Consider the following 25,851-nt stretch of genomic DNA (forward strand, 5'->3'; position numbering starts at 1 on the left):
CCCGTAATCGTCGGCGTGGTTACCTGGGATTGGGACAAATCAGCGTCCCCAGATCTTCACCCTCAATCACCCGCTTGATGTTCCCGGCCTGATTCAGATCAAACACGATGATCGGCAGGTCGTTCTCCATGCACAGGCTGATCGCGGTGGAGTCCATCACGCGGAGATTCTTCGACAAGACATCGAGGTAAGTCAACCGCTCAAAGCGTACGGCCTCGGGGTTTTGACGCGGATCGCTGTCGTAGACCCCGTCGACGTTGGTGGCCTTGAGAATAACTTCGGCCTGGACCTCCATCGCCCGCAGCGCCGCCGCGGTATCGGTGGTGAAGTAGGGATTACCGGTGCCGGCGCCAAAGATCACCACTCGCCCCTTCTCCAGGTGACGCGTGGCCCGACGGCGAATGTAAGGCTCGGCGATCTCTTTGATTTCCAGCGCGGTCTGCAGCCGGGTGGGCACCCCCAGGCGCTCAATGGCGTCCTGCAGCGCGATCCCGTTCATCACCGTGGCCAACATCCCCATATAATCGGCCGAGGTGCGGTCCATTCCGGCCGTACTTCCGGCCACCCCGCGGAAGATGTTTCCTCCGCCGATGACGATCGCCACCTCGATCCCCATGCGCTGAAGCTCGGCGATCTCCCCGGCAAAGGTTTCCAGGGTATGTGGCGAGATTCCATAGCCCTGCTCCCCCTGAAGGGCTTCCCCGGAGAGTTTGATCAGGACTCGTTTGTAATTGGCGGACATGCTCGCTCCTGCATCTGGCAGCGCCCGTTGCGTATCGCGCAGGCCCTCCCAAAAGTGTGGCATCGAATGGGCAAAAAAAAGGGCGCCCGGCGGGCGCCCTTCTCAGTGTCAGGAGCCGCGCAACTGCTCTGCGACTTCTTCACTCAGGCTCTTCTCTTCTTTGGTGATCCCCTCACCCACCTCGAAGCGAACGAAGCTAGCCACCGAGGCACCATCGACCGTCTTGACGAACTCACCGACGGTCTTGTCGGAGTCCTTGACGAAGGCCTGGCTCAGCAGCACGCTCTCGGCACGCCACTTTTTGATCTGACCGGTGAGCATGCGCTCAATGATCTCGGCGGGCTTGCCGGTCTCGGCAGCGCGCGCGGCCAGGATCTCTTTGTGCGCGGCTTCGGCTTCGGCCGGGATATCTTCGTCGCGCAGGTACCCGGGCTTCATCGCCGCGATGTGCATCGCCACATCACGAGCCACTTCGCCGGCCTTGTCGGTGTCGGCACCGGCCGGGGTTTCGAGCATGACCATCACGCCCAGCTGATCGCCGGCATGGATGTAGGGGCCGATCACGCCGTTTTCAACCGTGTAGCGCACGAAGCGACGAACTTTGATGTTCTCGCCAATCGTCGCGATCTGCTCGGTGATGTACTCGGCCACCGACTTGTCGCCATCGGCGATCGTGGCGTCTTCAAGCGCTTCGATCGTCTCCACACCCGACTCACCGATGGTCTTGGCGATACGCTGCACAAAGGCCATGAACTGATCGTTGCGAGCCACAAAGTCGGTCTCGCAGTTGACTTCAACCATCACCGCTTCGGTGGCGTCGTCGTTGGTCCAGATCTGGACCAGACCTTCGGCCGCGGTGCGGGAGGCCTTCTTGGCGGCAGCCGCCGAGCCCTTCTTCTGCAGGTAAAGCAGGGCCTCTTCCAGGTTACCGTTGGTTTCCTGGAGGGCTTTTTTGCAGTCCATCATGCCGGCGCCCGACATCTCGCGCAGCTTTTTGACTTCCTGGGCAGAAATCGACATCTTCGCTCCTTACGCTCGTCTTCGCTTCTGAATTACTTATAAAAACGCGCACTTAGACTCCAACAATCCCCATCTAAGTGCGCGTCTGCTGATGACTCAGACTTACTTGGCCTTGGCTTCGCCAGCGTCGCCTTCCCCCTTCTCGGGACGGCTCACGTGCTGGACCTCAACCTCGGCGGCCTTGCCTTTCTGCGGAGCATTGAAGTCGGCGGACTCTTTGGCCGCTTCACGGGCGCTCTGCTCACGACGCTTGCTGGCCGACTTGGAGCCTTCCAGGCAGGCTTCGGCAACCGCACCGGCGAAGAGGCGGATGGCGCGGATGGCGTCGTCGTTGCCGGGGATCGGGTAATCGATCTCGCGCGGATCGCAGTTGGTGTCGCACACGGCCACAACCGGGATACCAAGCTTCTTGGCTTCTTTGACGGCGTTCTCTTCTTTCTTCGGATCGATGATGAAGAGGGCGCCGGGCAGGCCGGTCATGTCGCGAATACCACCGACGTTGTTTTCCAGGCGCTCTTTCTCGCGCTCAAACATCAGCACTTCTTTCTTGGTGTACTTGGCGTACGACCCGTCGCGCGACATTTTGTCGAGCTCTTTGAGGCGGTTGATGCTGTTGCGGATGGTCTGGAAGTTGGTCATCGTGCCGCCGAGCCAGCGGTTGATCACGTAGAACTGACCGGCGCGCTCGGCCTGCTCGCGGATCGCGTCCTGAGCCTGCTTCTTGGTGCCGACGAACATGATCGACTCACCCTTGGCCGCGATCTTCGTCACGAAGTCGTAGGCGTCGGCGAACATACGCACGGTCTGGCTCAGGTCGATGATGTGAATCCCGTTGCGCGCACCGAAGATGTAGGGGCGCATTTTGGGGTTCCATCGGTTGGTCTGGTGGCCGAAGTGGACGCCGGCTTCCAGAAGGTCGCGCATCGTTACCTGGTTCATGGTGTTGCTCCTGATGAGAAATTTGTTGTTCTTCCGCCTTCATCAACCGTCGGTTCCCACCCCGGCAAACGCGACCTCGCGCGCCGAAGCACCTGGGACCTTCGTCCGAAGGCGTGCAGATTTGGAGCCCCCCTTAGCACAGGGTTTTTCACCCGGCAAGCCCCGCCCTCACTTCATCGCCTCATCCCATCAAAACCCCGGCCTCCCCGGTTAAATCTGATCTCATCAGGGGAGTTCGCCATCGCCCAAAGACGTGGCGCCCCCGCAGGCAAGGCCCCCTTATAGAGCGTCAGCGCCGGCATGTGCGCCGGTCGACTCTGTGGCCATGCCCCGGACGCCCCGCTTCTCCCCTGATTCGTGTTCGTGCCAGGCCAAGGAGAGGGGGCTGGCGCGCCAGCCCCCCCCCTTTTAATGGCTCATTCGGCGGTGCTTCCCTGCCCCTTAAGCACCAGCATGCCGGCGCCGGCACCGACCTGATTACTGCGCACGCTCACGCCCATCTCGGAGCCCACGACCACCTCGTCGTTGAGCGCCGCGGTCAAGAGCCCCTGCGTGCGGGTCACAAACTGGGAGGCACCCCAGTTGGCCGCATCGGCCAGGCGAGAGCCGGTGAATTCGACCTTTTCCAGGTCGAGAGACACCTGGCCATCTTCGACCTTCAGCGCCGAGACAGCCCGCCCGTCCATCGAGAAGCAACCCCAGCCCGCCCCGTGGTTAAAGAGGCGGAAGTCCAGCCCCAGCGGCACCGCGCTTTCCGAGGCGCTGCCCACCTGCAGGCTATCCACCACCGCATAAGTGGGGCCGTCGCTGCGCTCGTCACCGGTGAGGCTGTAGCGCCGGGCGATCTTCTCTTCGCGCATGGCCAGGCGCACGCTCTCGACAATCAGGCCGGGCTGCACGCCCAGCGCCACGTTTTGCCCCTCGCTCAGGCTCAGCGCCGAGCTCAGCTTGGCGACATCGGAGCCGGGCGCATCGAGGTTGGTGCGCACGCCGAGGATCAGCGCATTGGAGCGGTTGTCGAGCTTAAAGAGAGTGGGGGCAAATTCCAGCCCGGCCACCCCGAAGTTGGGCATGGCGTAGCCGGCGATGCGCACCTTCGGAACCTCATCGGCCAGGCGTTCCTGCACCAGCCGCATCAACGCCGGCTCCAGGGTACGCGACCAGGTCGAGGGCAAGGACTCAATCGAGCCGGTGATGCGCGGTGCCCCCATGCGCACCGCCGCCGGCGAGTCGAAGAAGATGGCGACCTCGCCATTGGCGTCGCGCTCCACGCTCAGGGGCACGGTCCAGTCCACGCTTCCGCTCAGGGGACTGGATTGACGCCCCAGTACCGGAATCGTCACACCGAAATCACCGCCCCAATCCCCCTTCATGCGCACACAGGTGTCACAGGCCGAGGAGGCCTCCAACTCCACCTGCAAGCTGGGGCGCGCCACATTAAAGCTCACGCCCTGGGTGCCGCTGACCGGAAGAGTCCCTTCAAAGTCCAGCGTCTCACTGAGCACCGTGGAGAGCACCTTGTTGGCCAGGCCATTGACCATGTCCATGCGCAGGGCCATCGCCAGCTGGGGCTCGCCATGCACATCGAGTTCCCCCAGTCCCGATTCAGCCTGCACGGCCTGTTCGTAGTCGCTTTCGACGTCGCCACAGTTGGCCTGCGCCATCTCACAGCCGGTGCCCGCGCTCAGCGCCATGACCGCGGCCACACAGGCCCCCATTCCCACCCCGGCGCCGCCAAACCAAGCCAGATTGTTTCGCCATGCTACCTTTTTCATACTGCCTTACTCCTCTTCATCGGCGACCGATTCTTCGATCAACATCTCATCGACCTGGTCCCAGGGGTTGTCCTGGCCCAGAAGCTCGTCTTCGAGCAGCGCCCACAACTTCTCGTTTTCTTCTTCCAGCGCCCGAGCGCGCGCGGCCAGTTGCAGAAAATGCGCGCACTCCGCCTGGTTGGTCGCCCGGTGTACCAGAGCCCCGGCTTCGTCGTGAATCAGATAAAACCGCGTCTGACGCTCCACCTTCCAGCCCTGGGGCTCCTCGGGTATCGGTTGACGAATCTCGCGCAACTTCTCTTCAAACGCCTCTCGCCCCTCGCCTTTGAGACGCAGCCGGTCGCGGGCTTCTTTGCACAGGCACTTGTAATCGCCGCGATACTCTTTGCAGCGGGCCCAGGCGATCACACTCTTTTTAAGCGGGCATTGAATCGGAGCGTTGGTGCGGTCGTGATATCCAGCTTTTGACATACAGACCTCGCCAGGAAGGAAGATGTCGAATCGACGGACACGCCAGAAAGGGGCCGCAACCCGGCACGTGCACTGCCAGCGACGTACCTGATCGTAACCCGACACCACAAACCTACCGCGCCGGCCGCCCGGGCGGCAACCGCAGCCAGGGAGTCCGGGAGTTGGGACTGCCGGCGCATCAGCTGCGTTGCGCGCCGGTGCTCAGCATGTCACAACCCTGGACGCATGCGCGTGTTGGCGCGCCCATCATCCCCCGACCGGCCCCGGCGACGGAATGTTCGAGTTTTTCCCCGGCTTCGATCCTGCCACCTGGCAGTGGGAGTGGACCTGGTGGACCACCCTGTCCTGGAGTGGCCGCGTGTTGGGCATCGCGTTCATACCCACAGTGCTCCTGCAACGGGGCACCCGTCCGATGGCCGCGCTGGCCTGGATTCTGACGCTGCTGGCGGTTCCCTTTATCGGCGTGGCGCTGTGGTGGCTCATCGGCCGCAACCACCTGCGACGACGCAAGCGAAGGCGCTCCCGGGCCCAGGCCCGCATCTCCCGCTCCTTTGTGAATCTGGCCCAGCCCCGCGAGCCGGCGGCCTCCGAGGTGCCCGACGCCACCGAAAACCCACTGAGCCCGCTCTCGGCGCTCTCTCAGGCCCGCAACCTGATCCTGCACGATGAACACGGCATCTTCCCGCCCACGCGCCACAACCGGGCCACCCCCCTGAACTCGGGCCCACGCGCATTCGACGTCTTTGAGGAGGCCATTCGGGAGGCTCACCACCACATCCACTTCGAGTTCTTCATCTGGCGCGACGATGCCACCGGCCGGCGCTTTCGCGATCTTTTGGCCGAGCGGGCGCGCGCCGGCGTGGAGGTGCGCGTGCTCTACGATGCGATCGGCAGCAAGGGCATTCGCCGCGCCTTTCTGAAGCCCCTGATCGACGCCGGGGCCCGGGTCGCCTCCTTTCTTCCGGTGCGCCTCCTGGAGCGTCGCCTGCGGGTAAACTTCCGAAACCACCGCAAGCTCCTCATCGTCGACTCCCGCGTGGGGTTTACCGGCGGGGTCAACATCGCCGACGACTACCTGGAGTGGTTTGATATGGCCGTTGAGCTCAAGGGCCCGGTGGTCTACCAACTCCAGGAGGTCTTTGCCGAGGACTGGCACTTCGCGACCGGCGAAGACCTGGCCGACGAGCGCTATTTCAGCGGTCTCTCGGAATACGATTCCCCCGACGATGAGACCTCCCAGGAGGATGCGAGCGACGCCGTGCGCGATCTTCCGGCCATCGCCCGCGTGGTCTCCAGCGGGCCCGACGACACCCTGAACACCATCCACAAGATGTTCTTTTTGGCGATCACCTCGGCCAGCGAACGCTTTTACCTGGTCACCCCCTACTTTGTGCCCGACAGCGCCATTATGACCGCCCTGCAGACCGCGGCGATGCGCGGCGTCGACGTGCGCATCATCGTCCCCCAGCAGAGCGACGTGCCGGTCACCCAGCATGCCGGTCGCTCCTACTGGGAGGGGCTTCTGGAGGTCGGGATACGCATCTTTGAGTACCGCGATCAGGTGTTACACGCCAAACTCATCGTCCACGATCGCGACCACGTCTTTATGGGAAGCGCGAATATGGACATTCGCAGTTTCCGGCTGAACTTCGAGACCAATTGCGTCCTGGAGAGCCACCCACTCAACCGGCAGATGTGCCGACTTTTCCTTGAAACTCAGGCCCGCTCGACCGAGATTCAGCTGGCCGGGCACCGCGCTCGCCACTACCGCACCCGCCTCCTTGAGGGGGTTGCGCGCCTGCTCAGCCCCCTTCTCTGACGCACCCGATTCCAGGTCCCACTGCAATGCTGCCAACCCTTGATGTTTTGCCGCGCCTGCGCGACCTCGCGCTGCCCGCCGACGCGGTCGTCGTCGCCGATGCCAACCTCCCGGAGCCCATCCTCTCGACGCTCCCCGACCCGATCATCGTCGAGTGCGGCGAATCCCTCAAAACACTCGCGCGCCTGGGTGAACTCGCCGAAGAGGTGCTCGCCAGGCGTTCCACACGCCCGATGGTGCTGGTGGGCGTAGGCGGCGGGTCGCTGGGCGACGCGGTGGGCTTTCTGGCCAGCATTCTCTGGCGAGGCGTCGACCTCTGGCACGTTCCCTCAACCCTCCTGGCGATGGTGGACTCGGCGCACGGCGGCAAGACCGCGCTGAACCTCGGCGGCAAAAAGAATCAGCTGGGCACCTTCTACCCCGCTCGCCGCGTGGTGATCTGCCGCGAGCTCCTGGCGTCGCTCCCCCTGGATCAACGAGAGGCCGGGCTGGTGGAGGCCCTCAAAGCACTCTGGCTCGACGGGGCGCCCGCGCTGGCCCATTTTGACCGCGACGACGAGCGCCACGCCATCCTCACCGCAGCGGTCGACGTCTGCGCCCGCCCGTTGGATGAGGTCATTGAGCAGGCCGTCGCCCTCAAACTCCGCATCGTTGCCGAAGATCCACGTGAACAACGGGGCATTCGAACCTTCTTGAACCTGGGGCACACCGCCGGACACGGGCTGGAGGGGCTCTACGGCCTGCCGCACGGACGCGCGGTGGCCTGGGGGATGGCAGCCTGCGCACTTCTGAGCCTTCGTGACATGGGGCTGGAGCGCGCCCAGGCCCACCGGCTGCTCTCCCATCTCGACCCGCTCCTATGCCCCCTGCCCTTCCCTCCGAGCGATGCCGAGCGCCAGGCCTTCGTCGCGCGCCTGAAAGCCGACAAAAAACGCCGCCACGGCCAGCTCATCTCCATCGGACTGCGGGGCCCGGGCCAACCGCAGCTCACCACCGACTGGAGTGCTGACGACTGGTGGGAAGCCCTGCTCCAGGCTCACGACCTGTGGCGAGGCCGCGAACTCACCCTGCGACGCGGCCCCGCCAGCGGGCATTCCCCCCGACTTCCGGTCGACAAATCCCGTGCGCAGCGCCTGGCGGTGATCGCGGCCCTACGCCCGGGAGCGGTCACGCTCGCCAGCGAAAATGACACCCCGCCCGATGATGTTCGCCTCACCGCCCGCGCTCTGCATGCCCTGGGTCAGCCCTCCCACGCGGAGTTGGAGCTCTACCTGGGCGAAGGCGCCACCGGCGGGCGCTTTGCCCTGGCGGCGGCCGCCGCCCGGCCGGCTCCGACCCGCCTGCGCTTTGCGCCCTCGCTCCAGGCCCGGCCCCATCAACCCCTGATCGACGCGCTGGTCACAGCCGGCGCGCACATCGAGGCCACCGACGACGGCTACGATATCCGCGGGTGGACGACGCCACCGGAGCGCCTGCGCGTGGCGGCCGCTCCCTCCTCCCAGTACGCCTCGGCGCTGGCGTTGTTGGCCGCCTCCGGCCACAGCTTTGTGCTTGAGCGCACCGGCGAAAAACCCTGGCCCAGTCAAACCTACTTCGAGCTGACTCTTAGCTGTCTGCGCCAGGCCGGCGTGCAGGTCGAGGTCCTCAGCGCCACCGAACATCGCTTTTCCCCGGGCCCCACGCTCTGTGAGGCGCTGCGCCTGGACCTTCCCCGCGACGCCAGTGCCGCGGTGGTCTGGCTGGCCCTCCATCATCTGCCGGGCGATATCGCCCCCCCGGAACCCGCCGCCGACGACCACCCCGACGCCTGCTTTGAGGAGCTGGCCCGCAGGCTCACCCGCAGCACCCCGGGGACCATCCTCGAGGTCGATCTGACCAACGCCCCGGATCTCGCGCCGGTGTTGGCCGCTTTGGCCGCGCGCCTCCCGGTCGGTGTGCGCATCCAGGGCGCCGGCCACTTGCGCCACAAAGAGAGCAACCGCATCGACGCCCTGGCCGACAGCCTGCGGGCCCTGGGCATTGACATTCACCCCACCCCGGAGGGGTTCGACGTGCCCGCCGAAGTTCAAGCGGTCGACGCCGACGCGTGCTTTGAAACCCACGGGGATCATCGCCTGGCCATGTGCGCGCTCGCCCTCACTGGCGAGCGCCCCGTGCGCCTCAACCAGGCCGGGTGCGTGACCAAGTCCTACCCCGACCTCTGGCGTCAAGCGCGGCGAACGGGCATCATCACCTCGGCTTCCTTCGCTCTTGATACGATGCTCTGATATGCCTTCGCCCGCTCGCCAGGTTCTTTTTCTGCTCACCGCTCTGACGCTTACGGCCGGTCTGAGTGCGTGCGCGAGCACCGCTTCCCCGCCGCCTTCCCAGCCGGCTTTTGTGGAATCCCCGGCAGCCCGCTCGCTGGCGGAGTTTCATATCATCGCCCGTCCCGGCCCCTGGCAGCCCGAAGAACTCGAAGAACTGGCCCGCGCCGCCGACCAACTTCCCGACCTGCTGCATCCCGACGCCGAAGCGCCGCTCTTCTTGGAGCGCCGACGCCGCCCCTGCCTCTTCGGCATCGGACGCTACACCAGCGCCTGCCCCACCTTCTCCGACGACGGCCAGACCTTCTACATCTACGACCTGATTCTGATGGCTCCAGAAGGTCCCCTGGCCCGCCAGCGGGCGCTCCCCCCGCAGGCCCAGGGACAGCTCTGGCGCCAGCGCGCGCTGGCCCACGCGCTCGTCGCGCGCCTGGACCACCAGGAGCACCTGAGCCAGACCTACCGCTGGCGCTCCATCAACGGCTGGGACAACTCCGGCGCGCGCCCCAAAAATCGCGATCTCCACGGCTTCTTACGCCCGCAGGGCACCAGCTCAGCCCACCTCGACCTGGTGACCAGCGCTGAGGCCTTTTTCTTTCGTGAAGAAGATCTCATCGCCGCCGACTCCACCCTCGCCAGCGAGACCTACTCCCCCGATCTGACCTTCAGCTGCCAGGAGTTCACCCGCCGACGCATCTTAAGCGGCTTCTTCGACGACCTCGACCCGCAGTGGCGCCGGGGCACCTCCCGCGAAAACGATCCCGGCAGCTACCACTGCCCGGCCTTTGAACGCTGGGCCGATCTCGACAACCTCGACAGCATCGATGTGCTCTTCGCCGCCGAGCGGACCGACCGGCCGCAGTCACTCTTCGGGCACCTGCTGATCCACGTGAGACACCGCTCCGCCGAACTCTTTCGCAGCACAGGCTTTGAATACGTCTATCAGTTTGGCGCGGTAACCGATTCCGACATTCATCCGCTGCGTTTTGTCGTCGAAGGGATGGCCGGTGGGTTTCTGGCGGTCTTTGATCTCTCCACGTTCCGGGGCATCGATCGCACCTACCTGCAACTGGAGCAGCGCACGCTACGCCGCTTTCGCCTGGCGTTAGCCCCGGAACAAAAACGCTACCTGCTGGAGCGCATCTGGGAGGTGGAGCGCCGTTTTGCCTATCCCTACTTCTTCACCACGCATAACTGCGCGTCTTTTTTGCTCGACTTAATCGCTCCCGCGCTGGAACGCGAGGAACCGCTGCCTGGCAAGATCATTGCGATGCCCACCGAGGTGCTCGACATGCTGGCCGGCATTCCAGCCGACGATGGGGGCCCGCTCCTGCGCAAACCCGATGCCGACGTGTTAAGCGCCGAGGAACGCGCCATCCAGGCCAGTGAGACCCTGGCCGGGTTGCAGTCGACGTTCACGTTGAACGAGAGCGCCCCGGAAGAACTCGGTCCCCTGGTGGAGACCCTCCGCCGCGCGCCCCCTGCCGAACGCGCCCGCTACTACGGTGAGCTGCTGCCCCAGCTGCAAAGCGCCGTTCATGCCGACCCTGCCCTGAGCACCTCGGCGTCGGCGCTTTTCGACGCCTTCATCGCCCTGGAGACCGCCGAACTGCAGCTGGTGGAAACAACCCTCCTGGAGTTTGAAGAACGCGCCAAACTTCAACCGCTGCGCTTTAGCGCTTCTGAGATTCTTGAGCTTCGCCGCGATCTCTACCGCCACGAACGCGCCGCCCTGCGGGCTCGCCAGCGCAACGAGTTTCTGAGTGCAGTCCACGAACATCTGCTGCGGGCACCGCGCGCCGAGCCCTCCCGCTCGGAGCTGCGGGCGCGCGAATGGAGAGACGCGCTGGTGGCTGCACACCGTGCGGCCACCCACACACAGGGGGAGCTTATCGACTGGATGGTGGCACGCGAACACTACCAACCTCGCCAGGCCCTTCGCGCTCGTGAAGATCGTTTTCGCTCCGTCCAACTCGCTCGCAGCCAGCGCTCCTTACGCACCTCCAATGCCGGGCGGTGGGGGTTGGGGTTGAGCCTTGATCCGCGAGCGCTCCCCCCACAGAGCGCGTTGCGCGCCCACCTGGATGTGGCCCTCCTCAACGACCGACTGGGGGAGCATCGCCTTCACGGGCACCGCCCCGAAGTCGAGGCCGTTGCCCTGGGATTGCAGGCTCGCGCCCCTCTCTCTCAGGAGTTCTTCGCCAGACTCGACCTCGAACTCACCCTCTTCCGCTACATCAGCCTCGCCACCCCGCGGGCCGGCTCTCGCCGCAGCTTTACCGACCGCTTTGGTTGGGCACTGGAGCTCGACGCGCGCCATATCGCCGGAGAACTTCCGCTGCGCGCGCATGGCTTCTTTGGCCTGGTCTGGCCCATCGCTCGAAGCGAATCGGGGACGTCTCTGCTGGCGCTGGGGCTGGGGCCGGCTGCCGATGTCAACGTTGGCCTCACCGAAACCAGCGGGCTCGTCGGCCCGCAAGTCTACCTGATGGCCCGTCAACATCTGGGAGGGTACTACGCTAACGCGCTCAGTCTTCGGGTCCGGCACGCGGAATTTCTCAACCTGCTGCCCCTGACCTCCGAGCGTAACCTGCGCGCGACCCTGGACATCGACCTCACCCTCCCCTTCGCCCCGCACGCGCTCCTGCTGCGCCCCTACCTGAGCCTGGAGCATACCTCCATGGGATCGGACCTCGGGCAATCCTATACCGCCACGGCAGCCGGCCTGCGCCTGGAGCTCGTCAAAGACGCGCTTTAACACCTGCCGCAATCGTTGCGCCTCTGCCCTACCTCTGCCAGACTACAGCCCCTGTCTCCCAACGGAGACTCCCGTGATGAGGAAGAACATGGCTGTTTCACCCTACCTGGCAGCGCTTTTAGGCGCGGCACTCGTTGCCAGCGCCGCGATGCCCGCCCGGGCGCACTCCACGTCCAGTGGCGTAGGCAATGGCCCGCATCCACTCTCGGCGAGCAGCGCCCGGGGCATGGCCACCAACTCAGGGAACAGCTCCGAAGGCTCCCAGGGCTCGTCTGCCGGCTCGGGCGCATCGTCCGAGGCCAGCGCCAACTCCTCGGCGGCCAGCGAGGGCACCTCCGGCGGTTCCACCAACGCCACAGAAGCCTCCGAAGGAAGTTCGGGCTCTTCGAATCGCGACGCCACAGAGCCCGTCCCACCCGACGAAGACGCCACCGACGCCTCCGATGTGATCATCGCCACCAGCGCGCTGGGCACCGTAACCGCCTCCACGGTGGGCTCGGTGCTCCTGACCATCTTCGCGGTCAATGAACTCAGCGCCGAACTTTACCTGCGCAACAACGCCCTGGCCGTGCGCCACCACATCCAGCGCGGGGCCGGCGAGGCCCTCGAAGATCTGGCACACCTCTGCGGCGTCCCCACCCACGCCTACCCAAGGTTTGCCGAAGTCACCCGCCAGGCTCGCCACGATCTGGTGGCCCACCTCGAAGAACCGCGCTCCGTGGATGCCGAGCACACCCGTGCCTTCTTAAGCGACCTGGCCCGCGCACTGGGTGAAGATCACGACCTGGCCCGCGCGATCATCGCGCAGGCCTACGGCGACTGACCCGAGTTCATCACTTCAGCCGCACCAGCGATCGCTTGGCTGACAGCGATAGCGCACATGCAGGTGCTTGCGATGCCCGGGCTCGTGACGCACGATGCCGGAGCCGCCGCGGCGGGGATACTGAAAGACCTCGCGTAGCCACTCCTCGGGCGCCCCCTGCTCCCGTGCCAGACGGTAGAGCGCACGCTGGTGATACCAGTCTAAGAAGATGTGCTCGACCTGCCCCCCCTCCAGAAAGGTAAGAATCATCCACAGGGCACGCTCGGTGTCGAGGTGAGCCCGACGAATGTGGTGAAAGCGGTTGTAGTTCGGCGGCTCGACCAGCCGTGGAAGGGTCACATCGACGTCGCGACCGCTTCGATGGGAGCGATGCGGGCTCATCTTGCGACCGGTACGAAAACTCATATCCCCCACGATCACAGGCGGCGCCCCGGCGAAGGTCCGATAATAGGCGTCGAGCACGCGCACCGTCTCGCTGACCGCGTAGTGCGTCCCAAATGCCCGGTGCGGATAGAGCAAGATGTAGTGCTCTCCGGGAGGCATGGGCTCACCATTCATCAGACGCCCGGTGTTGCTGCGGCCGACGCTTCGCGGCCAGCTCTCCTCATCCAACTCCCAGATCTTGACCTCAGTGCCAGGCACCAGCTCGCGGAAGTCGATCTCGGGATTCAGCTCGCGCAACCTGCTGGTGGAAACCCGGTACATGGAACGCAGGCGATGGACCGTATCGCGGGGTCCCACCTCGTGCCAGAAGACCTCCCGGCGGCGAGTCTCCACGACTGGACGCCCCTCCTCATCCAAAGGCCAGGAGCGCGCCTGGGGCGAGGGCCAGAGCCACTCCTTGACCTGCTCGTCTTCGAGCCACTCCTCTCCCTGTGGCGCGATCATGCTCGCCACCGGCGCGGGGCCAATCCCCAGCATCGCTCCTCGTAGCATGGCCGACACACCGGCCTGCCCCTGGGCCGCCGCGGGAGCCGCACTGAAGAGCAGCAACACTCCGATCCCCGCACACAACAGCGTCCTGCACATCTTCCACGGCCTGAAATTCAGATGGGTCGTGTTCGAGCTCATAGTTCATCCCATGGGTGTTGCCCGGCCCCCCGACAGCACGGCGCACGCTCACCGACTCCAGCGCTCGCTGCGCAGCCCTTGACCAAAAGGGCCCACGCAGGACTTCTTCCACCGCATCGGCGACTCCCCTGGCACGTCAGTCCGGGAGAGTCCAGGCATCAATCATTGGTCAGAATAATCCTTCCGGCGCGCGAGCTTACAGACACTCAACCACTCGGTCAACATTTTGCAACAGAGCACACACGCTCGCCAGCCGATGCCCAGGCGACGGCGATCGGCTGAGGCGCCTGATGGCGAGCCAGCCCCCCCTGTTGTTTCTCAAGTCGTGTACTCCCAAAACTGGGCACTCGCCTCAGCGAGACAAGCGCACCCCCACCCCCACAACGCCCGCACCTCCCACCGGCTCCACCGCCAGACGTACGCCCGACCCCGGCTCCGCGTCGTCCGCGAGCACATCCCAGGTAAGCAGCCCCGTTCCCACCAGCGCCGCCGCGGCGCCCACGCCGGCCAGCGACCAGACCACTCGCTGACGCAACGCCACCTCACTGCGCAGCGCGTCGTAGCGCTCACGACTCCCCCCCTGCGCGCTGGCCTGCTGAAACGTCTCCACCACCCCCGCGCTGCGCAGGTCAATGATCCAGGCCGCCCCCACCAGCGCCACTCCGGCGCCGGCCACCGACCAGCCGGCCACACTGCGGCCCGACATCCCCTCAACCTCTTCCACCCTCGGCGCGACCACCGGCAGGGGCATCTTCTCCCAGCTCGCCAGCTCCCGGGCCCGCGCACGCACCTGACGCACCGCCACGGTGAGCGCCGCGAGCTGCGCGTCGACCTGCGCCCGATCCTCGCTGCCCGCGGGCAACCCGTCGCGACAGCTGGCGAGGCTCTCGCGCGCGGCATCCATCTCATCGAGCTTCATCAGCGGCACCGCGCGATTGCACCAGAAGATCGGATCGTCGAGCAAGACCAACGCCTGATCAAACTCCTCCACCGCTTCGCGGTAGCGACCCTGATTAAAGAGACGCATCGCCATCTGATAATGCACTTCCGCCCGTTGGGCGGCATCGTGCGGGTCGCCCCCCGAAGCCTGCGCCTGGGCCGGTGACGCCGCCAGCGTCACCGTCAGCAGCGCGGCCACCATCCCCCGGCGAGCTCTCATGGAGATCCTCGTTCTCACGGCACTCCTTTACTCCACGAGTTTCAGGCGAGCACGCTGCATCCGCACCGACACCTCGTCCTCGGCCCCGGGCTGTACCTCAACCTCGGTATCGCGATAGCCGATCATCGAAAACTTCAATCGCACCGGCGTCTCCTGCCCGGACACATTCCAGCGCAAGGGCGTGGTGCCCAGCGGCTGGCCATCGGCAGACACCCGGGCTCCCGGCGGCACCGAGTTCACCTGCATCGCAACCTCGACCGCTGCTGGCCGGGCCAGCCGGGCGCGGCCGGCACCGTGGTAGTCGTCGGGAGCAACCGGGGCCTCCTGTGCCTTCGACGACGCCCCGACCGCTACCGGCGGCTCAGCCTCCAGCCCCGCCGGCTCCTCCTGCTCGCGACGGGGCTCCGCCGGGAGCTCCGGCCTCACGGCCTCAGACGCCTCTTCGGCCCCCGCGGCCTCTTCCACGCTTTCGACAAACACCAACTCCGAAGCCCGGGGCCGCGGCTCCAAATCCTCGTCGGGAGCTGCCACGGCAACCTCCTCGCCCGGCGCTGGCACAGCAAGCTCCCGAGACGCCGGCGACTCTTCGCCCGGCCCCAGCCCGCCCCCCAGCACCACCAGCGCCATCAACACCACGACCACAGCCACCGCCAGCGCCACCGCAACCAGCGCCCGCGTCATCGAAGACGTCTCGGGCACCATCACCGGCCCCCCCCCCGTCGCACGCCCCGCGCCGTCCTCCTCCAGAATCACTCGCATCGCGCGCGCCGAAGCCACCCGATCATCGGGCTGCTTGATCAACGCCGCGGCCATCGCCCGACCAAACGCGGCAAACCCTTCCTCATCGGGCAACACCGGAGCGTCGTCGCGCACATGCGAGACCATCACCTCGCGGGGCGTCTTGCCCGCAAACGCCGCCTGCCCGACCAGCATCTCGTAGAGAATCAGCCCCACCGCGTAGAGATCGGCTTTATGTGTGACCGGATCGCCGGTGATGTTCTCCGGACTCATGTACTGGGGCGTGCCCATCGCCTTGCCCGACTCGGTAAGCCGATCGAGCAACGAGGGCACCTCGGCCACCGGCTGCACGATCTTGGCAATCCCGAAATCCAGGATCTTGACCACCTCCACCCCCGCACCGTCCATCGACTCGCCCGCGACGATGCGAATGTTCTCGGGCTTTAAGTCGCGGTGAACCACGCCGCGGGCATGGGCCACATGCAACGCATCGAGCATCTGATCGATGATACGCCGCGCCGCCGGCGGACTTAACCGTCCGCGCTCCCGGATCAGCTCCCCCAGACTCTGCCCCTCCACGTACTCCATGACCATAAAGCGCACTCCTTCGTGCTCGCCATAGTCAAAGAGCGTGATGATGTTGGGATGATTGAGTCGACTGATCAACAGGGCCTCGCGCTCAAAGCGCTGCCGCTCCTGGGTTTCCTCGCCAACGCCGGGCAAGAGCGTCTTCAGCGCCACCGCCCGACCAATCCCCAACTGAATGGCCCGAAACACCACCCCGTAGGCTCCCCGCCCCAACTCTTCTTCAATACGGTAGCGGCCCGCGATCACGTCGCCGGCCACAAACACCTGTTCTTCTGGCCCCATACCCGGCGCACTCACTGCTCGATCCTGTGGGCTCTCCACTCCTGACCACCCTAACCCCGCACCACCCCTCGCGGCAAGCGCGCCCCTTGTCGCACAGAGCCGCGGTGTGGTAGCTGCACCGTCACTTTGTTGGCCTGGCTCCACCACCCTGGAGGCCCCGATGGGTTTTCTCGACTTCCTCTTCGATAAAGAAAAAGCGCAAGAGCGCAAAATCACCAAGCTCAAAAAAACCGTCTCGCACATGTACGTGCAGCCCGGTGAGCGCAGCTACGCCATTGAGCAGCTCCGCGAAATCGGCAACGAAGACGCCGTCGGCGCGCTCCTGGCGCGCTTTGAGCAAACCGCTCCCAACCACACCACCGACGCCGACGAAAAACAATTCGTCTACGAGGTCCTGGTCGACCTGGGCCGCCGCGGTGAAGCCGACGTCGTCGGTGTGATCACCACCTACCTCAAGCGCGTCGAGGAGAAGATCAACTGGCCGCTCAAGGTCCTCACCGACCTGCTCAGCCTCGACGATATGGTCCAGGTGGTCGTGGAACTCCTCCAGGGCACCAGCGTTGACTACACGCTCAATCCCGAGAAGAAGCAGGAGCTGATGCTGCGCGCCGCCGAGTTCAGCAACCCGGCGCTGGCAGAAGAAGTGGCCCGCTTTGTCGAAGACGACAACGAAACCATTCGCTTTCTCGCTGTCGACGCGCTGCTCGCCCAAAACGAAGATGAGCTGGCCCTTCAGGCGCTGACCCCGCGTCTGACCCGGGAAGACTCGCTGCGCATCCTCCAGAAGCTGGCCGAAGCCTTCGCAGAGCGCCCCGCCTGGAGCATCGCCGAAGATCAGCGCGAAGCCGTCGCTCAAGCACTGCCCCGAGGCTTCTCACTCGATGGCGAGGGCCTCGTCGTCGCCGGACGCTGATGAAGCTCCGCACCCTGGCCCCCCTTCAGCCCCCACCCCCGATCTCCGGGGCGCTCCGCAGCTGGGAGCACAGCGCGCCGCCCCCGGCGCTGCTCTCCTGGGTTGAAGGCCCCGGCGCCGAGGGGATCGCGACCCCCTGGCGCCTGGGCGGCCTCTGCATCCTGCCGCCCTCCACGCTCCTGGGCCTGCGCGGCTTCGAAGACGCCTACGAAGATCACTTCACAGGCGCCGCCCCCGACGGCCGCGACGTCATGCGGGTGATCTTCGATCTGGAAAAAGTGCTGCGCATGGCCCTCTACCAGAGCGTGCTGGCACTGGAACTTCTGGCAACCTCCGCCCCCTTGCACCTGGAAGCCCCCCTGACCCGCCCCTCCCTGCTGGCGCTGGCCGAGGGCGCCATCACCACCGGCGTGCTCCAAGTCTACCGCGGCGTGCTGCCCGCGACCCTCGACGCCATCACCGCCGGCGATCGCCTGCCCGCGCTGGCCGGCCTGCGACGCCTCTACACGGCGTCACTGCTGCACACCGACGCGGTGATGAGCACCCGACTCCCCGACCTCCTCAATCATTGCGCCTCCACCTCGATCACGCCTATCGTAGAGCAAGCGGCCGACGCACCGCTGACCGATGCCGAGCGCCACGCACTTCGCGATGAACTCCAGCGCCTGATTCACACCCTGGACACCACCCCGAGTGCCCTTCCGGAGCGACCTCAGAACTACGAGTTCCTCCACCACACCCTGGTCTCCTGGAGACTCTCCCTCCTATGATCCGCCTGCTGATCATCGGACGCCCCGGCTCTCAATGGGCCGACCGCCTCCACCAACTCCATCTCTCCGAGCTGGAGATCGATCACGAGCGCCTCCCCTCCGCCGGCATCCGCCGCTTTGAGGAATCGCCCGCCGATCTCATCATCATCGCCGATGACCAGGGCGGCGAACGCGTGGAGATCCTGGCCGGCGCCCTGCGCAACCGCCCGCTGGGCCAGCTGGTGCCCCTGATGCTCGTCTGCCCGCTGCCCGACGCCGAACGCCTCCAGGCCGCCACCGACACCCTGGACCTGGTCGGCTGGCTCCCCCCCGAGACCTCTCCGCAGGCCCTGCTCACACGCATCGAAGCCGCCCTTGATGTCTCACTGAGCGCGCAACCATCGCCCTCAACCCCGCACGCCGAGCCGAGCTTCGCCCCCGAGGCTCCCGACGCAAGCGCCCCCCCCGAGCCTTCCGCGCCCCCCTCCCGGGTCTTTCGCAGCGGCGACCTCACCCTGGAGCCCCTCGACCCCGGCCCCACCCATCAGGTCGATCGCCAGAGCATCTTCCCCACCCGGGACTTCTCCTACCCGGACGCCCCGGTCGACGCCGAGCTCATCCGCCGCAAGCTCAAAGCGGTGCGACACGAAGATTACTTTGCCATCCTGGAAGTTCGCCGCGGCGCCGAAACTCAGCCCATCCGCGAGGCCTTCCATCGCCTCTACGCCCGCTTCGACCCCCGCAACATCGACTTTCAGACCGCCCACGCCTTCGAAGAAGCCCTGGCCGAGATTCGCGACGCCCTCGAAGACGCCTGGGCCGTGCTCGGCGACCCGGCGCTACGTGAGCCCTACCTGCGCTACACCCTGCGTCCCTGAGCCTACCTTCCCCCTCACGCCCCCCGGCCCTCCGTCCCGGAAGGTTAACCCCTTGCCAAAGGTTCACCCCTTGGCTAGACACGCTGGTGCGTGCCCACGTTTCCACTTTTCGATGAGTCTCCTATGGCTTCGCTTCTCGACATCGTCCTCTACCCCGATGACGTCCTCAAAACGACTTGCACCCCGGTCGACGTGGTCGACGACCAGGTCCGCCAGCTCGTCGACAACATGGTCGAGACCATGTACGCCGCCCCCGGCATCGGACTGGCCGCTCCCCAGGTCAACGACACTCGCCGCATCACCGTAATCGACGTCTCCTCCCGCGAAGAAGGCGCCGACAGCGAGCTTATCACCCTGATCAATCCGCAGATCGTCCACCGCCAGGGCAAAATCGTCTGGGAAGAGGGCTGCCTCTCCATCCCCGGCGTCTACGACAAGGTCACCCGCGCCGAGACCATCGTCGTCCAGGCCCTCGACCGCGACGGCAGCCCCTTTGAGCTGGAAGCCAGCGAACTTCTCGCCGTCTGCATTCAACACGAAGTCGATCACCTCGACGGCGTGTTGATGCTCGACCACTTCAGCCACCTCAAGCGCAAGCTCGCCCTCAAGCGCTACAAAAAGCACCTCGAAGCGCTCGAAGAGCAGAAGCAACAACAGGCCGAAAAAGACGCCTCCCCGACCTAAGGACCGCCCATGACCGCCGCCCGTTCGCCTCTGCGCATCGTGTACATGGGCACGCCGGACTTTGCCGTCCCGGCCCTCGAAAAACTCATCGCCTCCTCCGACCACGTGGTCGGCGTGGTGACCAACCCCGATCGCCCCCGCGGCCGGGGCAAGAAGCTCACCCCGCCCCCGGTCAAAGTCGCCGCGGAGCGCGCCGGCATCGAGGTGTATCAGCCCGCAAAGCTGCGCGGTCCCGAAGTCCTCGAAAAGCTGCGCGCCTGGAGCCCAGACGTGATCGTGGTCGCGGCTTACGGCCAGATCTTGCGCACCGACGTGCTCCTGCTGCCCCGCTACGGCTGCATCAACATCCACGCATCTCTGCTCCCGGGCTACCGGGGAGCGGCCCCCATCAACTGGGCCATCGTCAATGGGGAGGCCGAGGCCGGCGTGACCATCATGCAGATGGAAAAGGGCCTGGACACCGGCCCGATGCTCCTCAAACGCAAGACCCCCATCGAGCCCCTCGACACCGCTCAGGATCTTACCGAGCGCCTCGCCGACATGGGCGCCGACCTCATCGTCGATGTGATGCGACTGATCCACCTCGACAGCCTCAACCCGATTCCCCAGGACGACAGCCTCTCCTCCTACGCGCCGATGCTCAAAAAGAGCGATGGTCAGATCGACTTCCGAAAATCCGCCCGTGAAGTGGCCGACCTGATCCGCGGAATGAACCCCTGGCCGGGCACCTACGCCTTCCTGGACAACGAGGGTGAGAGCGAGCCCGAGCGCATTAAGTTTCACCTGGCCCATGCACATGATGCGCTCGCCAACGGATCGACCCTGGAAGTGACCCCGGGCACGGTGATTCGCGCCGACCAGGACCGACTCTGGATCGCCTGCGGCCGTGGCCACATCGAATGCCTCACCCTTCAGGCCCCCGGAAAGCGCGCCCTGCCCACGGCCGACTTCCTCAACGGCTACGCGCTAAGCGCCGGCCAACGCTTCCTCCTCCCTGCCGCACCCGACGCCCCCACCGCGTAAAACGAGCCCACCGTGACCACCGCCCGCACCCTCGCCCTGGAAGTGCTCAGCCGCATCGAACAGGACGACGCCTACAGCCACATCGCGCTCTCCAATCAGCTCGCCAGCGCCGAGCTCGACATGCGCGATCGCGCCCTCGCCACCGAACTGGTCTACGGCACGCTGGCCCGCCAGCGCTCCATCGACACGGTGCTCTCCCGCTTCGTCTCGCGCAAACTCGACCGCCTCGACATGCCCGTGCGACTCAACCTGCGCATGGCTGCCTACCAGCTGATCTACCTGGACCGCATCCCGGCCCACGCCCTGGTCAACGACGCTGTGAAGCTGGTCAAGCGCGCCTGCGGCCAGCGCACCGCCGGGTTTGCCAACGCCGTGCTCCGGAACATGCTCCGAAGCAAACATAAATGGGCCCCCTTCGTGGAGTCCGACCGCACGCACAATCCCGCCCGATATCTGGGCCTGAAGCACTCCCTCCCCGACTGGATCGCCTCCCGGCTCCTCGATCGCCATGGCCTGCAACGCGCCGAAGAACTCGCCGAAGCCTTCGCCGGCCGACCGCCCCTCTACCTGCGCGAACTCGCCAACGGCGTGGAACTTCCCGAAGGCGTCCGACGTCTCGATGCTCCCCCGGGAGCACTGCGCGCGGAGAGTTCCTCACCAGAGTTGCGTAGCCTGCTCGAAGCACACCGCCTTACCATCCAGGATCTGGGCAGCCAGCTCATCGCCCACTACTGCGGCGCCCACGCCGGCCAGCGCGTCCTCGACGCCTGCTGCGGCCTGGGGGGTAAATCGCTCCTCCTCGCCAGCCAGCTCGCCACCGGCGACACGCTGGTGGCCTGCGACCCGCTGCCCTCCAAACTCGAGATGCTCGCCAACACCCTGGCGGCCCTCCCCATTGAACCGACCGTCGTCCTGCGCCAGACGACCCTGCAACAACTCCCGGCGGCCGACGGAAACTTCGACGTGATCCTGGTCGACGCCCCCTGCTCCGGCCTGGGCGTGATCCGCCGCCATCCCGAGACCCGCTGGCGTCGCTCCCCGGCCGATGTCGACAGCCTGGCCGAGCTGCAGACCGAGCTCCTCGACCACGCCCTCCAACGCCTCAACCCCGGTGGCACACTCATCTACAGCGTCTGCACCTTCACCCGCGAAGAGGGCCCCCAACAGATCGAACGCCTGCTTAAACGCCACCCCCGGCTGGAGCGCGCGCCCCTCCCGGAGCGCGGCTTTGACTGGTCTCCCTTCGTCAACGAGCGCCAGGAGCTGGACTTAAACCCTCACGACCACGACTGCGACGCCTTCTTTGCGGCGCGCGTGCGCCTGCGCTCCACCTGATACCGTCACACCTCGCCAATCCGCTCCCCTGTGCACGTTTGAGGCTCCCATGACCACCCGCCAGCTGCGCATCGCCCCCTCGATCCTTTCGGCTGACTTTGCCCACCTGGCCGACCAGTGCCAGGCGGTCATCGACGCCGGCGCCGACTGGCTGCACGTCGACGTGATGGACGGGCACTACGTGCCCAACATCACCATCGGCCTGCCGGTGGTCGAGGCCCTGCGCCAGGCCCTGCCCGACGCCTTCCTCGACGTGCACCTGATGATCGACAACCCCGACGACTTCGTCGGCCCCTTTGCCCGCGCCGGCGCCGATCTGGTCTCCTTTCATCCCGAAACCAGTCGCCACCCCCACCGCGCCATCCACACCATCAAAGCCCTGGGCAAAAAAGCCGGCCTGGCGATTAACCCGGGCACCCCGCTGAACTGGCTGGACCACCTGGCCCACGACCTGGACCTGGCCCTGATCATGAGCGTCAATCCCGGCTTTGGCGGCCAGGCCTTCATCCCCCATACCGTCGACAAAATCCGCCAGCTCACCGCGCGCCTGGAAGCCCTGGGTGCCGACCTGGACATCGAAGTCGACGGCGGCGTCAGCCCCTCCAACGCCGAGCAGCTCCGCCGCGCCGGCGCCAATGTCCTGGTCGCCGGGAGCGCCGTCTTTGGCGCCCCGAACTACAAACAGGCCATCGACGCCATCCGCCAGCAAGCCTCTCTCGCCGGGTGAATCCTGTGGAACGCATCGACCTCAACACCTGGAAGCGCCGCCCTCATTACGAGTTCTTCCTCGGCTTTGAGAAGCCCTTCTTCGACGTGGCGGCCCGCATCGACGTCTCCCCCCTGGTCGAACTGACCCGTCGCAGTGAGCTCCGCCTCTTCCCCACCCTCCTGCACACGGTCTGCCTGGCGGCCAACGACACCGACGCCCTCCGTCTGCGCCTCATCCCCGAGGGCGTGGCCCGCGTTTCCCGCATCGCCCCCTCCTTCACCGTGATGAGCGACCAGGGCACCTTCAACTACGCCACCGCCCCTCTGCTCGACGATCTCCACCAGTTCAATCGCACCCTGCAGACCCACGCCGACCGCACCCGCAACCTCCCCGAGCTCTTCCTCTCCGACGATGACCGCCTGGAGCTGATCTACGTCACCTCCATGCCCTGGCTCGACTTCCAGAGCATCAGCCACCCCTTCCCCGGCGATCGCCTCGACTCCGCACCCCGCATCGCCTGGGGCAAGGTCGTCCCCACGCCCGCCGGCGGCTTCGAGGCCACCCTCCAGCTCACCTCCCATCACGCCCTGGCCGATGGTCGCGACGCCGCCGAGTTCTTCGAACACCTCAACCGGCGCCTGCGCGCCCTGGCCTCCCTGCCCCACTCACCCGCGTGAGGCCTTCCCCCGGGTCAGCCGCATCACCAGATCGCGAAGCTCTTCCAGCAGGCTCATGTACTCCCCGCCCCCTTTCTGAATCACCTGCGTCGCGTTGCCGGCCAGGCGAGTGTAGTCCTCGGCGGTGAGGTACTTGGCAGTCATCACGACCACCGGCACGTCGCGAAACGCGGGGCGCTCGCGAAAGCGCCTCAAAAACTCAAATCCGTCGACCTGGGGCATCATCAGGTCCAAAAAGACCAGACTCGGCTCAATCGACTCCAGCCGCGCCAGCGCCTCCGCCCCGTTGCAGGCCGCGCTCACCTTAAAGCCCTCGCGCTCCAGATGCCGCACCAGCATCTGACGGGAGGCCTCGTCGTCTTCGACCACCAGCACATCGCCATCCTGAGCCGCGCTCTCATAGGCCTGCATCACCTCGATCAGCTCACGGCGATCGACGGGCTTGGACATAAAGTGGTCCGCCCCATACGCCAGCCCGCGCTGCTTCTCGTCGACGAAGGTCAGCATGATCACCGGGATGTTGCGCAGCCTGGGGTCCTCTTTCAGACGTCCCAGCACCGACCACCCGTCCATCCGCGGCATCATCACATCAAGCGTGATCACATCGGGGCGCACCTCCGCTGCCAGCCGAAGCCCCTCCCGCCCATCACGCGCACAGACCACCCGGTGTCCCACCCGCTCCAGCGTACGCTTGAGCACCCCACGCGTGTCGCGATCGTCGTCAATGACCAGCACAACCTTGCCGCTTTCCTCGGCGACCAGCGTCTGAACACTCCCGGGCTCCTCGGCCCCCTCCCCCACCCAGGCCCGTGGAATCCCCAGCTTCACCACCGTCCCCCGGCGCAGGCTTCGCTCCACATCATAGCTCACCCCCAGCAGCTCACCGAGTTGCCGGACCACCGCCTGCTCCAGACGTCGCGCCCTCCCCCGACGCCCCGGCGAAAGATCCACCACCTCAAAGCCGACCCGATCCTCCTCCAGACTCAACCTCACCGACACTTCGTCGGCCGTCGTAAAGCGCACCGCCTCACCTAAAACCCCGGTCAGCAGCTGATGCAACTTCTCCGAATCACCGTGGACCCCGCCAACCGATTCCGGTCGTTCCACCCGCAGCTCAATCCCTCGGCGCTGCGCCACCTCACTCATCTGCTCAATCACCGCGTCGACCACGTCATCAAAGATGAGCGCCCGCACCTCCACCTCGACGTTGCCCGCTTCCAGCTGCGCCAGCGCCACAAGATTGCTCACAATCCCGAGCACCTCGGCCCCCGACTGCTCAATCCGTGAGAGCTTCTCCAGCACGTGTCCGGCGCCCCGCGCTCCCAGCTCCTCGCCGAGCATTTCCGCATACCCGATCATCGCATTGATCGGCGTACGCAGCTCATGACTCATCATCGCCCAGCGCCGGCCCGCCATCCAACCGACCAGCGCCTGGGTCAGCAAGCCCCGCATCGCCTCGGCACGCGCGAGTTCCTCCTCCCCAAAACGCTGCGGCTCCGAATGCACACAGAGCCACAACGCCGGGTTCAGCGCCGTCCCCACATTCACCATCATCACCGACGCCACCGGAACCTCCACCGTGGCGAGCATCGTCTTCCAGGCGGCACTATCACGCACATCTTCGAGCACCAGCGAGGTGCCCTCGAGCACCGACTCGGTCAACGCTCCCACCCACCATTGAAGATTACCCAGCCGCGGATCGCTGGCCGCCACCACGGTGAGTTCCCCGTCATCGCGCACCGTCAAGACGGCCCCGCCTTCTCCGCCGACCAGATCGTCGAGCAGCCCCACCACCGCGGAAAATCCCTTCTGGGCCCCGCCCTGGCTGAGCAACTCGATGCCACGCATCAGGGTCTGATGGCGCCGGCGCAGCTCTTCCAGCTCGGTACGATCAGCGATCGGCTCCTCTGGGTGATGATCTGCACTCAATGCCACGTTCACTACTCCCGCGCTCTCGGTGGAGCTACGCAAACCACCGCGATTCATGCGCTCCGGACGACGGATCCCGCTGCCGCCCCTCACGCGCCTACCTTCAATCATGTTGGACCCGGCAGTGTGCCCGGCACCTCGATGATTGTCGAGCACGAACCGAGCCAAGAGCCCATATTTAACATACCCCATACGCGGGATGCCGGTCACAGCCTCTCCCATCGCCCCAACCCAACCTATTTAGGTCATCCCGCCAGCCCCGGCAGCACTCCTGCCCCCGGCCCGGAGACAGGAGCCGACACGGCGACGTCCTCCCATTGTGCCATACTGGCGCACTTTGCTCCTCCTCCCGGGTCGATTCACACCGCCCCCTCTGCCCCCCAGAGCCGCTCCCGGCATCGGCATCCGACTTGCCGAGCCCACCGACGACATGCCAACCTTCCGCGCTCAGATACGCGGACCA

At 65.8% G+C, this 25,851-nt stretch carries 21 protein-coding genes; 12 read left to right on the plus strand and 9 right to left on the minus strand.

What is annotated here, in order from left to right; all coding sequences use genetic code 11:
- Positions 1 to 19 precede the first annotated feature (19 nt).
- The 5 genes from pyrH to DL240_RS18265 all read right to left on the minus strand — a co-directional run bounded on the left by pyrH (position 20) and on the right by DL240_RS18265 (position 4,947).
- Positions 20 to 742 (minus strand): UMP kinase, encoded by a 723-nt coding sequence (pyrH, locus tag DL240_RS18245; protein ID WP_111731338.1) that lies wholly within the window; start codon positions 740 to 742, stop codon positions 20 to 22.
- A 108-nt stretch (positions 743 to 850) separates the two neighbouring features.
- On the minus strand, positions 851 to 1,762 hold the full coding sequence (gene tsf, locus DL240_RS18250; RefSeq protein ID WP_111731339.1) for a translation elongation factor Ts: 912 nt from the start codon (positions 1,760 to 1,762) through the stop codon (positions 851 to 853).
- 102 nt (positions 1,763 to 1,864) lie between these two features.
- Positions 1,865 to 2,701 carry a 30S ribosomal protein S2 gene (gene rpsB / locus DL240_RS18255; protein WP_111731340.1) on the minus strand — a complete coding sequence of 279 codons (837 nt, stop codon included), beginning with the start codon at positions 2,699 to 2,701 and terminating at the stop codon, positions 1,865 to 1,867.
- A gap of 416 nt (positions 2,702 to 3,117) precedes the next feature.
- Entirely contained in the window at positions 3,118 to 4,476 is a 1,359-nt protein-coding gene (locus tag DL240_RS18260; RefSeq protein WP_111731341.1) for a hypothetical protein, read from the minus strand.
- A 6-nt stretch (positions 4,477 to 4,482) separates the two neighbouring features.
- A complete protein-coding gene (locus tag DL240_RS18265; RefSeq protein WP_111731342.1) occupies positions 4,483 to 4,947 on the minus strand; it encodes a hypothetical protein in 465 nt (154 codons plus the stop codon).
- 274 nt (positions 4,948 to 5,221) lie between these two features.
- On the opposite strand from DL240_RS18265, the gene cls reads away from it, so the two are divergent.
- From cls to DL240_RS18285, 4 genes are all read left to right on the plus strand, one after another.
- A complete protein-coding gene (gene cls, locus DL240_RS18270; protein ID WP_111731343.1) occupies positions 5,222 to 6,766 on the plus strand; it encodes a cardiolipin synthase in 1,545 nt (514 codons plus the stop codon).
- A 26-nt stretch (positions 6,767 to 6,792) separates the two neighbouring features.
- A complete protein-coding gene (locus DL240_RS18275; protein ID WP_111731344.1) occupies positions 6,793 to 9,033 on the plus strand; it encodes a 3-dehydroquinate synthase family protein in 2,241 nt (746 codons plus the stop codon).
- A 1-nt stretch (position 9,034) separates the two neighbouring features.
- The gene (locus DL240_RS18280; protein ID WP_111731345.1) at positions 9,035 to 11,830 is read left to right on the plus strand and encodes a lipoprotein N-acyltransferase Lnb domain-containing protein; all 2,796 of its coding nucleotides are present in this window, start codon (positions 9,035 to 9,037) and stop codon (positions 11,828 to 11,830) included.
- 88 nt (positions 11,831 to 11,918) lie between these two features.
- On the plus strand, positions 11,919 to 12,653 hold the full coding sequence (locus DL240_RS18285) for a DUF3015 family protein (RefSeq protein ID WP_146618408.1): 735 nt from the start codon (positions 11,919 to 11,921) through the stop codon (positions 12,651 to 12,653).
- Positions 12,654 to 12,668: 15 nt separating this feature from the next.
- Here DL240_RS18285 and DL240_RS18290 read toward each other — a convergent pair whose 3' ends face one another.
- The 3 genes from DL240_RS18290 to DL240_RS20825 form a co-directional block, all read right to left on the minus strand.
- The gene (locus DL240_RS18290) at positions 12,669 to 13,649 is read right to left on the minus strand and encodes a penicillin-insensitive murein endopeptidase (RefSeq protein ID WP_158542759.1); all 981 of its coding nucleotides are present in this window, start codon (positions 13,647 to 13,649) and stop codon (positions 12,669 to 12,671) included.
- Positions 13,650 to 14,076: 427 nt separating this feature from the next.
- Entirely contained in the window at positions 14,077 to 14,883 is an 807-nt protein-coding gene (locus DL240_RS20820) for a tetratricopeptide repeat protein (protein ID WP_111731348.1), read from the minus strand.
- A 27-nt stretch (positions 14,884 to 14,910) separates the two neighbouring features.
- Complete coding sequence (locus DL240_RS20825; RefSeq protein ID WP_158542762.1) at positions 14,911 to 16,491, minus strand: serine/threonine-protein kinase; 1,581 nt, start codon at positions 16,489 to 16,491, stop codon at positions 14,911 to 14,913.
- A gap of 160 nt (positions 16,492 to 16,651) precedes the next feature.
- Here DL240_RS20825 and DL240_RS18305 point away from each other — a divergent pair, with 160 nt between their 5' ends.
- The 8 genes from DL240_RS18305 (at position 16,652) to DL240_RS18340 (ending at position 23,459) form a co-directional block, all read left to right on the plus strand.
- A complete protein-coding gene (locus DL240_RS18305; protein ID WP_146618409.1) occupies positions 16,652 to 17,404 on the plus strand; it encodes a hypothetical protein in 753 nt (250 codons plus the stop codon).
- Positions 17,404 to 18,174, plus strand: coding sequence for a hypothetical protein (locus DL240_RS18310; RefSeq protein WP_111731351.1), 771 nt, complete (start codon positions 17,404 to 17,406; stop codon positions 18,172 to 18,174). Before DL240_RS18305 ends, DL240_RS18310 begins: the two co-directional genes overlap by 1 nt.
- The gene (locus tag DL240_RS18315; protein ID WP_111731352.1) at positions 18,171 to 19,031 is read left to right on the plus strand and encodes a J domain-containing protein; all 861 of its coding nucleotides are present in this window, start codon (positions 18,171 to 18,173) and stop codon (positions 19,029 to 19,031) included. The genes DL240_RS18310 and DL240_RS18315 overlap by 4 nt, the downstream gene beginning before the upstream one ends.
- 123 nt (positions 19,032 to 19,154) lie before the next feature.
- A complete protein-coding gene (gene def / locus DL240_RS18320; RefSeq protein ID WP_111731353.1) occupies positions 19,155 to 19,715 on the plus strand; it encodes a peptide deformylase in 561 nt (186 codons plus the stop codon).
- Between the two features lie 9 nt (positions 19,716 to 19,724).
- Positions 19,725 to 20,738 (plus strand): methionyl-tRNA formyltransferase, encoded by a 1,014-nt coding sequence (fmt, locus tag DL240_RS18325; protein WP_111731354.1) that lies wholly within the window; start codon positions 19,725 to 19,727, stop codon positions 20,736 to 20,738.
- Between the two features lie 12 nt (positions 20,739 to 20,750).
- Positions 20,751 to 22,073: a 16S rRNA (cytosine(967)-C(5))-methyltransferase RsmB gene (gene rsmB / locus DL240_RS18330; RefSeq protein WP_111731355.1), complete on the plus strand. Its 1,323-nt coding sequence runs from the start codon at positions 20,751 to 20,753 to the stop codon at positions 22,071 to 22,073.
- A 49-nt stretch (positions 22,074 to 22,122) separates the two neighbouring features.
- Positions 22,123 to 22,800, plus strand: a complete 678-nt coding sequence (gene rpe / locus DL240_RS18335; RefSeq protein ID WP_111731356.1) for a ribulose-phosphate 3-epimerase — start codon at positions 22,123 to 22,125, stop codon at positions 22,798 to 22,800.
- A gap of 5 nt (positions 22,801 to 22,805) precedes the next feature.
- Entirely contained in the window at positions 22,806 to 23,459 is a 654-nt protein-coding gene (locus DL240_RS18340) for a CatA-like O-acetyltransferase (RefSeq protein WP_158542764.1), read from the plus strand.
- Here DL240_RS18340 and DL240_RS18345 read toward each other — a convergent pair.
- Positions 23,448 to 25,394, minus strand: coding sequence for a response regulator (locus tag DL240_RS18345; protein WP_158542766.1), 1,947 nt, complete (start codon positions 25,392 to 25,394; stop codon positions 23,448 to 23,450). The genes DL240_RS18340 and DL240_RS18345 overlap by 12 nt on opposite strands.
- Positions 25,395 to 25,851: the final 457 nt, after the last annotated feature.

The organism is Lujinxingia litoralis, assembly GCF_003260125.1.
GTDB classification, from domain to species: Bacteria; Myxococcota_A; Bradymonadia; order Bradymonadales; family Bradymonadaceae; genus Lujinxingia; species Lujinxingia litoralis.